Annotated in this window: 13 protein-coding genes; 2 read left to right on the top strand and 11 right to left on the bottom strand. The window is 44.7% G+C overall.

Annotation, left to right across the window (positions count from 1 at the left end):
- Positions 1-24: 24 nt before the first annotated feature.
- From BXP28_RS09055 to BXP28_RS09085, 7 genes are all read right to left on the bottom strand, one after another.
- On the bottom strand, positions 25-2,253 hold the full coding sequence (locus BXP28_RS09055) for a transglutaminase TgpA family protein (RefSeq protein WP_046655037.1): 2,229 nt from the start codon (positions 2,251-2,253) through the stop codon (positions 25-27).
- Positions 2,246-3,502 (bottom strand): DUF58 domain-containing protein, encoded by a 1,257-nt coding sequence (locus tag BXP28_RS09060; RefSeq protein WP_023483863.1) that lies wholly within the window; start codon positions 3,500-3,502, stop codon positions 2,246-2,248. Before BXP28_RS09060 ends, BXP28_RS09055 begins: the two co-directional genes overlap by 8 nt.
- Positions 3,499-4,464 carry an AAA family ATPase gene (locus BXP28_RS09065; protein WP_023483862.1) on the bottom strand — a complete coding sequence of 322 codons (966 nt, stop codon included), beginning with the start codon at positions 4,462-4,464 and terminating at the stop codon, positions 3,499-3,501. The genes BXP28_RS09060 and BXP28_RS09065 overlap by 4 nt, the downstream gene beginning before the upstream one ends.
- A 221-nt stretch (positions 4,465-4,685) precedes the next feature.
- The gene (gene spoVAE / locus BXP28_RS09070) at positions 4,686-5,036 is read right to left on the bottom strand and encodes a stage V sporulation protein AE (RefSeq protein ID WP_036657721.1); all 351 of its coding nucleotides are present in this window, start codon (positions 5,034-5,036) and stop codon (positions 4,686-4,688) included.
- Between the two features lie 12 nt (positions 5,037-5,048).
- Positions 5,049-6,062, bottom strand: a complete 1,014-nt coding sequence (spoVAD, locus tag BXP28_RS09075) for a stage V sporulation protein AD (RefSeq protein ID WP_023483860.1) — start codon at positions 6,060-6,062, stop codon at positions 5,049-5,051.
- 2 nt (positions 6,063-6,064) lie between these two features.
- Complete coding sequence (gene spoVAC, locus BXP28_RS09080; RefSeq protein ID WP_036656454.1) at positions 6,065-6,541, bottom strand: stage V sporulation protein AC; 477 nt, start codon at positions 6,539-6,541, stop codon at positions 6,065-6,067.
- A 31-nt stretch (positions 6,542-6,572) separates the two neighbouring features.
- Entirely contained in the window at positions 6,573-7,436 is an 864-nt protein-coding gene (locus BXP28_RS09085) for a DUF421 domain-containing protein (RefSeq protein WP_023483858.1), read from the bottom strand.
- Positions 7,437-7,601: 165 nt separating this feature from the next.
- Between BXP28_RS09085 and BXP28_RS09090 the strand changes: the two genes are divergently transcribed.
- Entirely contained in the window at positions 7,602-7,808 is a 207-nt protein-coding gene (locus BXP28_RS09090; RefSeq protein WP_036656451.1) for a DUF1657 domain-containing protein, read from the top strand.
- Between the two features lie 273 nt (positions 7,809-8,081).
- Positions 8,082-8,627 (top strand): RNA polymerase sporulation sigma factor SigK, encoded by a 546-nt coding sequence (gene sigK, locus BXP28_RS09095; RefSeq protein ID WP_023483857.1) that lies wholly within the window; start codon positions 8,082-8,084, stop codon positions 8,625-8,627.
- Between the two features lie 89 nt (positions 8,628-8,716).
- On the opposite strand, the gene BXP28_RS09100 is transcribed toward sigK, so the two are convergent.
- From BXP28_RS09100 to BXP28_RS09110, 4 genes are all read right to left on the bottom strand, one after another.
- Entirely contained in the window at positions 8,717-10,327 is a 1,611-nt protein-coding gene (locus tag BXP28_RS09100; RefSeq protein WP_046655038.1) for a recombinase family protein, read from the bottom strand.
- A gap of 32 nt (positions 10,328-10,359) precedes the next feature.
- Positions 10,360-10,506 (bottom strand): hypothetical protein, encoded by a 147-nt coding sequence (locus BXP28_RS22670; RefSeq protein ID WP_024093524.1) that lies wholly within the window; start codon positions 10,504-10,506, stop codon positions 10,360-10,362.
- Positions 10,507-10,569: 63 nt separating this feature from the next.
- Complete coding sequence (locus BXP28_RS09105; protein WP_198041835.1) at positions 10,570-11,406, bottom strand: PASTA domain-containing protein; 837 nt, start codon at positions 11,404-11,406, stop codon at positions 10,570-10,572.
- Positions 11,301-11,879 carry a hypothetical protein gene (locus tag BXP28_RS09110; protein ID WP_077585015.1) on the bottom strand — a complete coding sequence of 193 codons (579 nt, stop codon included), beginning with the start codon at positions 11,877-11,879 and terminating at the stop codon, positions 11,301-11,303. Before BXP28_RS09110 ends, BXP28_RS09105 begins: the two co-directional genes overlap by 106 nt.
- Positions 11,880-11,924 lie beyond the last annotated feature (45 nt).

An 11,924-nucleotide genomic window follows, 5' to 3' on the forward strand; every position in this document is an offset into this window, starting at 1 on the left:
TCTTGGGGGAGTCGTTTCCCCGGTCTACCCTCTTTTCCTGCTCTTGATGTACGCATACAACTTCTGAATATTGGCATGTGCTTTTTCTTCATCAACACGGTTTAATTGGTGCGGACTATAGGTTGCCTTTTCAAACAGGGTCAGCAGACTATCCCAATAAGGCTTCATTTCCGGTTCTTCCTCTCCCCATCGTTTCACGGTTTCACGAATTGTTTCATAAGGCTCGTGTCTGTAGCCTTTTTTCTTATATAACTTCATTAGTTTATGGATATCGTGAATTAGCTTTTGATCCGCAGAGGCTCCATACATCGGGTTCAGTTTTCTCTTGACCCAATTTGGGCCTCCCAGCAAGATAAAGAGATACGATGCCGCAACTGCGCCAGCCAAAATACCAAGCGTTACATATACAGCCGAGTAATTCTTGGACGAATTTTGTACGGGCTGCGGTGTAGGCAACGGAGCAGATGTTGCCTGAGCCTCCTTGGGAGATTCCTCAGGTGCTGCACTGTAAGGTAAAGTAAATCCGGAAGTCGGTTCAAATGGAATCCATCCATAGCCGGGAAAATAAACCTCCACCCAGGAATGGGCATCTGAATTTCTTACGGTATATTCTCCAGCCGCATTTGAGTCCATGCGGAATCTAACCCCATCATCCGTATTCATCTGGCTAGGATTTGTACCGGAAGCATACCCCTTAACCCATCGTGCCGGAATTCCAAGAGAACGGGTAAGCACTACCATGGATGATGAAAAATAATCACAATAGCCTTCCTTGACTTCAAACAGGAACCCATCTACAAAATCATTACTTTGCCGTTTATTTTCATTAGGTGTATTCGTGTACGGATAAGTGGTGGATAAATATTGTTCGATCCGCTTCACCTTATCATAAATGTTAGGTTCATTTTTAGTAATGTCCAGTGCAAGCTGTTTAACCCTCCCCGGTAACCCGGAAGGCAACTGCAAATAATTGCTTACAGTGTTTGGGTTCAACTGCTCAAAATCTACTTGCCTTAGTCCGTCAACATCCAGCAGGGGCACTTCAGAAACGATTTCGTAAGTGGACGGATAGATCTCATCCTGTTTCATTCTCAGTTCACTTTGATTTGCGGACCATTTGATAAAACTGAACGGACTTTCCATACTTACCACTTTAACCGGCCTGTAAGCCGCGAACAAAACGGGATATGTGGTATTGTTCAGCATTGTTACGGTCTGCGTTACTTCTCTGGTCTTGAGCTTGGACATGTCCCATTTCGGATCTTTTGCCAAAGTAGTGTTTTTAGAAACATCTGTAAGTAAAGCTTTTTGTTCGATAGGATCTTTTTCCCAGCCTTCCCCATTATACAGGGATCTCGTTTCCCCTCTCCAGTATCCCCTGTAATTCGTTTGAACAGTCATAATAGGTGTGTAATCAAAACGGAAGCTTCCGCCAAGTTTACTGTCATCCCTGCTATAGCCAGATACGGAACTTAGCACGTTACTTAATGGCGTTTCCGGGGATAGATTGCTTTGGTCTTCAGGGTTACCAAATGCGGAAACCGCTTCTCCTTTATATCTTTTCCAGACCGTATATGGATCTGTAAGTACGGGATTAATGGAAGGAGCTAATGTACCAATTGTTAGCGATAGTATAAGAAGAATCAAAAACGGAACGATAACCGGACCCGGGGAGCGTTTTAACTGTTTCCAGCTTTCCGGAGCCCGCTTTTTAAACTCGTGTAAATGCCGGATCACCAACATGGAAAGTACGCAAAAAAGCAAAACTCCAACATGTTTCCATAAATATAAATTACTGAATGAGTCCCTGATACCAAAAATAAGAATGCCAATAAAAGCAAGCAGGCCAATTGTAAATTTGCTTTTAGTCATCCACATGACAATATTGAAAACCCACCACGTTGCCAGAACAAACCAAAGCAAAAAATAAAACTGGATATAGGCCAACTTGACTGATAGCGTCCAATAAGCCGGTAAATCGTATTTCTCAAATAACCCCATGGTTAACCAGATCAGCATTATGCCCGTCAATATAAGCTGTATGGCATTACGGAATGTTAGACCAAGTTTTGGTACCATGTAAATGGTTAACATAATGATAAGCGTTAAAGTAACGGCAAGGGCAGTTTCAGGAAGCCACCAATTGTCTTCCTTACGGATCCAGAGTACAAATTGAAGCAGGTACAAAAAAGTTAAAATGGCCATAAGACTTTGTGGCAACCAACCCGAAGGGGTTCTACGAGGGTCAGGCATATTGTTTCACCCCCCTAAGCGTGTTTGGCAGCTCTTGCAGGCTGGTTAATCCGTAGGCCGATATACCTTGCATGCGCATTTCTCTTATCCATTGATTTACCGAAACGGTTGGACGGGTACGGTTGCACATGTAGGAGGGAACCATTTTTTCCTGTTTTGACCAATTCGCCACCTGCAAGGTGGAAGCGTCAGCCTGGGCAGATATGATTATCACCAGCATACCTGGTGACCAAATGTTACTTTTCCTTTGCATAGCTTCAAGTAAAGGAAAAGAACCGTCTGCCTCGGCAGCTGCAAGATGGCGGTTCAATTCGGAATAATGCCCCTTCCCTGTTGAAGGTTCGGCATAATACGAAGCTGTACCCTCAGACAAAAGCCCGACTGCCTGCCTGTTTCTTTCTGCAAATTGAATCAAGGAGGCGGCTGTGGACACCGCCAGTTCAAAGTCCGCTTCGTCTTTGTAAGACTGCTGTCTGCGGTCGAGCACAATGATAAATTTGGGAAGAGACTCCCTTTCGTATTCCTTGGATTTCCAGGTTCCTGTCTTGGCCGTCGCATTCCAATGAATGCGGGACAAACGGTCCCCGTGGATATATTCGCGTACTCCGTTAATCTGGGTCGTTTCTTTTAAATGACGATTCTGATTCGCATGATAAAGGTTACCCTTGTGAACCTGCGAAGGGTAAACCCAATCCTTCAAATAAACGGTCTCCGGCATTACCATTAATTGTCCGGGCAGCTGTACTGTTCCCTTATGCTGAAAAAGACCAAAGATATCTTCCGTCACAAATTCGGTAGGAGTAAACTGATAGACCCCCCTTTTTAAGGGAGCTGTTGTGAAGGTTACTTCCCCATTGCGGCTCCAGTTCAGGACCAAAGACGCATCCATAACCCAATTGTTACCGTTATTGCCGTTATTGCGGATAAGCGTTTCTTGAATCAGAACATACGGAATAGGCCAGATTCCCGGGACATGAACCTTTAAGCTGACAGTTAATGACTGTCCCGCTTGCAGTACTTTCTCCCGGCTGCCTCTAGTAAAACGTTCAGCTTTTACATGGCGGATTCCGCTCCAATATCCAAGAAGCAGATACGCTATGATAATGGAAACGACCGCAAAGAGCATGGAAGCCAATTTCCCTCCCTGAAGCAACAAAAACAAAAGACTCGATCCAAAAATCAAAAGAAGGGTCAGAATGGATCTCCGCTGTCCACGGGAGCTTTGTTTTAGCTTAGCCCCAGCTTTCATCGCGGGTTCTCCAGACGAACCGGCACAGGAATCTGCTCCATAATTTTAGCAAGCACTGAATCAACTGTAGCGCCTTCCATTCGGGCTTCCGTATTTAAAATAATCCGGTGGCCCAGCACATAAGGAACAAGCCATTTCACATCATCAGGAAGCACGTAGTCCCTGCCCTGTAAGAACGCATAGGCTTTGGACGCATGCATAAGCGCCAGAGTGCCCCTTGGACTGGCACCCAGGTATAAACCTTTGTGTTCACGTGTCAGTCTTGTAATATCAACGAGATAATTGCTGACCTGCCGGCTCAGGAATATCTCCCGAACTTTCCTGCGGATTACAAGAATATCTTCTACATTCACAACCGCAGAAATATCATCAAGCGGATTATGGGAAACCTGGGAAGCCAGCATTTTCATTTCTGTATCCTTGTCAGGGTACCCGAGAGAGAATTTCATCATAAACCGGTCCAACTGGGCCTCGGGCAGCTGATAAGTTCCTTCAAAATCTATCGGGTTCTGAGTAGCAAGAAGAAGAAATGGATTCGGAAGTTCGTGTATCTGTCCGTCAACAGTAACATGGTGCTCTTCCATGGCCTCCAACAACGCCGATTGAGTTTTGGTTGTTGCGCGGTTAATTTCATCAACCAGTAAAATATGCGTCATGATGGGTCCCGGACGGAACAGAAATGTTTCCTGTTTAGGATGATAAATGGAAACGCCGGTAATATCAGTCGGGAGCAGGTCGGGATTACACTGGATACGCCGGAACTCCCCGTGAATGGATTTGGCCAAAGATTTGACAAGCATTGTTTTACCTGTGCCGGGTACATCCTCAAGAAGCACATGCCCTCCTCCAAACAGGGCTATAAGCAAGAGGGTGATTTCTTTATCTTTACCCATGATACATGTTTCCAGGTTTGATTTTATCTTCATTATAAAATCAACAAAGGAGTCTGAAGTTACAGACATCAGCCAAAATCCTCCTCACCTATTCAAACAATATAAGCAAATAACACTTACTTGTATCTTACAGGAAACCGACAGGAAACCGCAAATTTCGTACAACCAATTTTTTTAAGCGAATCTATGTTTAGAAAAATCCAAAAAAGGCTGCGGAGTCTAGCTCCCCAGCCAAGCAGAAACGTTTATAATTAAATAAGCAATGTTCCTTTTTGAAGTACGGCATCTTCTTAACCTTTAGGCCGGACAAATAAAGCTGCCAGAAAGGAAAAAATAATAGCAGCTGATATTCCCGCACTTGTTACTTCGAAGATTCCGGTAATAATACCGATCCAGCCGTGTTCGTTCAGCTCCTTCAAAGCACCATGGACAAGGGAATTGCCAAAACTGGTGATTGGAACGGTGGCTCCCGCTCCTGCAAACTTTATTAAAGGCTCATATAATCCGAGCCCGTCCAATACAGCCCCACTCACAACAAGCGCTGCCATGGTATGAGCCGGTGTCAGTTTGCAAACATCCATCAGCAGCTGGCCGATTACGCAGATCGCTCCACCAACCAAAAAAGCCCAGACAAAATGCATAATCATTAATTATCAGCTCCTTTCATTCTCAATGGCAACCGCATGGGCGATACAAGGGATGCTTTCCCCCTGCTGATAAGACAAGGGAGACAGTAAAGCTCCCGTAGCCACAACCAGCACACGACGCAATTTACCTTCTTTAAGCTGCTTCATAATATGACCGTAACTAACTACTGCCGAACATCCACAGCCGCTTCCTCCGGCTTGCACTCCCTGTTTTTCACGGTCAAACACCATTAGCCCGCAATCCTTAAAGGTGGTCTGTTCCATCGGAACCTTGTGTTTTTTCAGCAAACCTTTCGTAATATCATAACCTACAGCAGCTAAATCCCCTGTCACAATTAAATCGTAGTATCCCGGTTCTCTCTGAAAGTCTCTAAAATGAGCCTGAAGGGTATCCGCAGCCGCCGGAGACATGGCAGCACCCATATTGAACGGGTCTGTGATTCCCATATCCATAACCTTTCCGATTGTTGCTCCGGTGACAACCGGCCCTTCTCCAGTGCGGCCCACGATGGCGGCACCGGCACCTGTTACAGTGTATTGGGCAGTGGGGGGTTTCTGGGACCCGTATTCAGTCGGATAGCGGAATTGTTTCTCAACTGTACAATTATGGCTGCAGGTTCCGCACATAGCATGGTCAGCTGCCCCCGCGTTGACTATCAGGGAGGCTAAGGCAAGCCCCTCCATGGAAGTGGAGCAGGCCCCAAAAATACCTATGTAAGGAATTGCAAGTGTTCTTGCCGCAAAACTGTTGGATATGATCTGGTTCAACAAGTCCCCGCCAAGGTAAAATTGAATGCTGCCTTTATTTACTCCAGATTTTTTGATAGCCAGGTTGGCGGCCTCTTCCATGAGCTTTTTCTCTGCCTTTTCCCAACTGGTTTGTCCTAACGTCATATCCTCATGGATAACGTCAAAATCTCTCGCCAGAGGACCTGCGCCCTCTTCTGGACCAACAACCGTTGCCGTGGATAAAATAACCGGTTTATTCTCAAACAACCAGCTTTGATGTCCCTTTAGCATGGTCAATGCCCCCTAATGCCGAAAATAAAATAGACAATGCCTACTAAAAAAGTAGCGGTGGTCCCGAAAACAATGACGGAACCGGCCAGTTTAAACATATTGCCGCCTACTCCAAGAACAAGTCCTTCACTGCGGTGTTCCAATGCTGCCGAACACATTGAATTAGCGAAACCCGTAACCGGCACAGCCGTTCCCGCCCCTGCCCATTGAGCAATTTTGTCATAAACACCAAAACAGGTAAGGATGACGGAGATCAGAATTAAAACCGCAACCGTAGGATTGGCGGCTTTCTCTTCATCAAAACCTAAATGCTTGAACGTATTCATCAGCGCTTGTCCAATTATACTGATTAGACCGCCAACCAAAAAGGCTTTCAGGCAATTTGCCAAGACTGGTCTCTTAGGTTCCTTTTTTTTGGCAAATTGCTGATATTCCTGTTGAATTATCGTATGTTTTTTATGCTTTTTGCTGCCCGCCATTTTTAATTCCTCCATGATGAACTTTTACAGCTTACATCCGTTTAATTGCCGGCGTTAACTGCTTCAGTACTTTTTTTATTCGCGCCGCACTCCCCTGATAAGAATATTTTGCGCTGCGGTTTTGAGTGGATAAGCTGAACATCTCCAGATCAGCCTGACATTTTTTCAGTGTTGCCAATAATACCTCTTTTTCTTGAGGAACAGGTACCTGAAGAAGGTCATCATATAAATCCACATATAAAGAGCCGTTAGAATCGACCTGGCCTAAAAACACATTATTTAAGGGTACACCTATTTTCTCCAGTTCTGTCATCAGCCATTCAATTGAATAGCCGGAATTTGCCATGGCTTCTTTGACAACTTTCCCATCAATAATTACCGCTTGAGGTTCTTTTTCAGGGTACGGCTTTATCATCATATCTTTTGGGGTGAGCGGCTGATTTTCCCTTTTCAGCATTACACTAACGTCACCACTGGCTTCCAGAACAGCAAACTCAACATCCTGCACTTTAAAGACATTTTTGGTACGCAGCTGTTCCAGAAGTTCATCTGCGGTATAACGTTCTTTCTTCAGATTATCTTCGAGTATTTTTCCCTCTTTGATCAGAACGGTTCCTTTCCCGTCAAACCATTCCCGGAGTTTTTTACTCTTTAGAGTGGTCATTTCTAGCAGAAAGGGCACCAAAAACCAAACAAACAGAGCCAATGCCCCGAGAAAATAATTGTTCTCAATATCTGTAGAAATAAAGCCTGCCAGTTCTCCTAATGTGATCCCGGTAATGTATTCAAAAAAAGTAAGCTGTGAAATCTGCTTTTTCCCCAAAATCCGGGTTATGATAAAAAGCATGGCGATAGCACCCAGCGATCGAATAACAATTGTAATCCAATCCGCCATTTTGTTGCTCCCCTTTCTATTGCACTCTTTAGAGTAGGATGTACCAAAAAATAATGGGTTAGCGAAATTAAAACCATCCTTTTTCTTCCAACATAAAAAAAACACAAATGGGTAACCTTTACGCAGAAGATGATAATTAAACATGTGCAGAAAGAGGTGAATAACATGACTGTAGCATCTCAGGTAAAAGTGTGTCTGGCTTCTTTAAAAAGCGCTCAAGCCAGCTTGGAATCCTTCGCTCTTAACACTCAGAATCAAGCGGCTAAACAATTATTCACGGAAGCTGCCCAAACGACTCAACAAGTGGTTGATCAAGTAAATTCCCGTGTGGCTGAACTGGAAAACGAAGAGCCTCAATATAAAGGTATGTAAAAAAAAAACGGCCTGTTTTTGATCCCTGATCAGTCTCAAAAAGAGGCCGTTCCCCGCCTTAAACCCATATCCATAATACAATGACCAGCAAAAGAAACAGCACCAGAATTGTAATTGTAACCGACGTTTTTGACATGGAAACCTCCAGATTGCCGGCATTAATGGCCAATTTCAGCCGTAAGCTTGGAATATCTTGTTCATACATCTGTAAAACTGAATTAATTTGCTTTATACTTTATGCATAGCAGTGCATATGGGTGAGTGCCTTAGTATATGATATCCGGCCTTTTTACACCGGATCGTGTTCATAACATCAAGAAGTTTGACAATACCGGAGAAGACCTGGAAGATTTAATTTCTATAGGCACGATTGGGCTGATTAAAGCCATAGAAAGTTTTTCTCCGAATAAAGGAACCAAACTGGCTACCTTTGCCGCAAGGTGCATAGAAAATGAAATCCTCATGCATCTTAGGTCTCTGAAAAAGACCAGAAAGGATGTGTCCCTCCACGACCCCATTGGAACAGATAAAGAGGGAAATGAAATAACACTCATCGATATTCTGGGAACAGAGGTGGATGAGGTCGTAGATAAGGTTCAGCTTAAAATAGAAAAAAGCAAAATCTACCGGAATCTGGATATATTAGACGAGCGGGAACAAGAAGTGATTAAAGGCAGGTTTGGCCTGGAGTATGGAGGAGAGGAGAGAACTCAGCGTGAAATCGCCTGTGAACTGGGTATCTCAAGATCTTATGTATCACGTATTGAAAAAAGAGCTCTAATGAAGCTTTATCATGAATTTTACAAAACAAAAAAATAAAAGATTCCGTCCGGCTTCTGTATACTGCAGAAGCCTGTTTCATTAACGAAAGCCGGGGATTGCTCCCCGACCTGCCGTTCATATTTATTTCAGTTCACTTCTTGTTTAACCTTAGTTTGTTTCTTGCGTAACAGCTCTCCAAGCGGGCCTTTGACTGATACATAAACTCTCTTCCCTTTTACCGTGATAACAATTTCCTCAACGAGTAATTCTACAATTTTTCTCTTCTCGCCAACCGGCCATTCCTTTTGGCAAATCCACGCAGCAATTTCCGAAGCGGTACGGTTTATTTCGTTCCTGTTTTCTAATCTTTGAAGAACCTGCTTTTCCTGCTTCACGGCTATTTCAATTTCTTTAGCTAATTCTTTATTGCGTTTATTCAGCTCCGCAGTTCCCCGCAGGAGTTCTTCTTCTGTCAGTACATTTTTTTGAAACATCCATTTGATTCTGTCAAGTTCTTGGTCGGTTTGTTTGAATTGCTCCTGAAGTGCCGCTTTTTTCCCGGCCAATTCACGTCTGATCCCTTCCTCCTGTTCACAAAGGCGGTTATGAATATAGGTAAAATCTGTCAAAAGAACAAGAACGCTCTTCCATACATTCTGGTCCAGCCATTCAGCCTTTAAGGAAGGGGCAGTACATATAAGCCTGGTTGTTCCGAAAGTCGCTGGAGTCTTATTCGGACACCGGTAACACAAGTATTTTTTCTTTGCTCCGCTCATTGGGTCCGCTCTTCCGGAATAACTGGTTGCCTGCCAGGACCGGCCGCATTCCCCGCACCGGATAAGGCCCCTCAGCAAATAAGATTCTTTGACATGTCCGGATTTTTTACGGTTACGCTGTCTTTGCTGCATAGCCTGTTCATATATCCCGGTGTCTATTATAGCGGGAACTTCCACTCTTATCCAGTCCTCTTCTTTCCGCCATTCCAGCAATTTCCTGTTTGATCCGGAGGGAGTCTTTTGCCCTTTCACTTTGCCCGTTTTTCTTCGGTTGTAATAATAGCGCCCGATATAAATTTCAGAAGTTAAAATTCGCTGAATCGAGCTAGCGCTCCAGGACCGGCTTTCTTTACGTTTCGGGATAGCCCCCAGCTCAACCAGTTTCTCCCCGATTTGACGAATGGTCCACCGCTGATGGACATACCATTCATAAATGTACCGGACAAAACGCGCTTCTTCTTCATTGATGACAAGTTTACTCCCTATAATGTCATAACCGTAAGGAGCCGTTCTCATCGGCATGATTTTATTTTCTTTCTCCACGGCTTTCAGCCGTCCGCGTACTGTTCTTTTCTTGATTAGGGACAATTCATACTGTGCAATCACACTCATTAAATTAAAAAAAAGCTGTCCCTCCGGCGTGTTTTTATATTCCGTGTCCACAAAAACAAGCCGGATATTCCGGCTTTCCAGCTCCCGGCATATAAACAGTTTATCTGTTAAATCCCTCGTCAGGCGGTCAGGATGAGTCAAGATCAGGACAGAAAAGGTCCCGGAAGCTACATCCTGGCGAAGCCGGTTGAGAGCAGGACGGTCCAGATCCTCACCGCTTGCGCCCTCCTCCCGATAAATATGAATGTCATTTTGGGAAATGCCAAGCTCAAAGGCTTTGCGGAGACAATAATCCAGCTGGGTCTCAAGACTCGTTCCTTCTACAGCCTGCAACCCTGTTGAGACACGCACATAGATGGCAGCATGCATCTGCATTCCTCCTTAGCGATAAAAACAGCCGACTATTTGTCGGCTGTCTGCATCCAAGAGAGTATTAGATTATCCAGAATCCGGTTAGCCACCTCCTTCACAGCAGGATCTGGAGCGTATGCATCAGTACCCGGAATATCGGCCGCTTTGATAATCAGCTCATAGTCCACTTTGGCCATCGCATCACCTCTACTCCTACTGTATTCATCCGGTGGTTCGTCCTAGTCTTACTTATGCTCTTATTATTGATTATTCTTGCTTACTGTGAAGGAAACCGAGTCCCCTTTTTTCGCAGGTGTACCCGGTGCCGGGTCCTGCTTAAACACAGTTCCGTCCGGCTGATCACTCGGTTCGATCACGAATTTATAACGAAGCCCGGCCGCAATCGCCGCTTTCTCCGCTTCCTGCTTGGTCATGCCTATCAAATTGGGAACAGTGCCAGCTGCCGTTTGCGAATTAGCCGGAGTTGGCGTCGGTGTGGCAGATGAAGCAGGATTTGCTTTCCCGTTATTGGTTGGCTTCGCGCTTGGCTGAACCGATTCCGTCGGCGATGCTGAAGAGGATGTTGATGAAAATCCTGTCTTATTCGGCTTAGAAAAAGGATTGCTGAGAAGAAAGGCAAATACCAGGACAAACACGACACAAAATACTAAAATGATAAACAGGATTTTGAGGGTGTTAAACTGCCTTTTCGGTTTTCCTTTCTGCTTTTTGCTAACAGGAGGAACGGCTTCGTACTCCTCCTCTTCATCCTCCTCATCCTCCACCTCAACTTCTTCCCACTCTTTGGGATCATACTTCTGGGCAGGCCTTTCCTTTTTGGGCTCCTCCATAAATACCGGAACAGTGGGTTGCTCCACCGACACAGATACCAACAAAATTTCCCTCAGGCTCAATACGAAGGAAGATAAGGAATGCTCTCCACGGAAAACCCGGCGGATGGTTGCGAGCAAAGCTTCACGTTGATCTGCCCTCAGACCCTGAAGGGTAGGAAGAATATTGGACTCGTAAGTTTCCTGATCCGGCGGAATCGCCCTTGAATAAGTAAACAGTTGATACAGCAGGTTACTAAGCCCCAATGAGCCTGTCTGGCCCTGTTCGCCCCCGACCAGTAATTCATAATTTTTAATTGCTTGTCTTCGGTAAGCCAAATGTTATCCGCAGTTACGGAAAACCCGTAAATCTGCTCCTCCATGGCATCCTGCATGCTCTTGCCCAGCTCAAAAACAGCTGTCAAAATCTCCAGAGAACGTAAGGTATGCTGGTGAATACTTTTGGCTAAGGGATTTCCGTTGTATGCTTTAAATACGACATAGATATGGCTGCCTGTAACCCCGGCGTTTAAAATATGAAAAAAATGTTCATTTGTAAACCTGGAGGCTTGACCAAAACTTTGTCCAAATTCTTTCGAGTCGACTTCCCCTTTTTTATCCAGCAAATAAAGAAATACATCTCTTTTTAAAAATAAGTCCTGTCCATTGTACAAGACTCCATCCTCTAGAGGTTGAATCGCTTTGAAGAGCAGATAGCGATCATCGATGCGTATGTCCATTCTGCAATCCCTCCTCTTTATTAATACGGCGGTTCTCCCCAATTT

The sequence above is a fragment of the Paenibacillus larvae subsp. larvae genome, assembly GCF_002003265.1.
In the GTDB taxonomy this organism is placed as follows: domain Bacteria; phylum Bacillota; class Bacilli; order Paenibacillales; family NBRC-103111; genus Paenibacillus_H; species Paenibacillus_H larvae.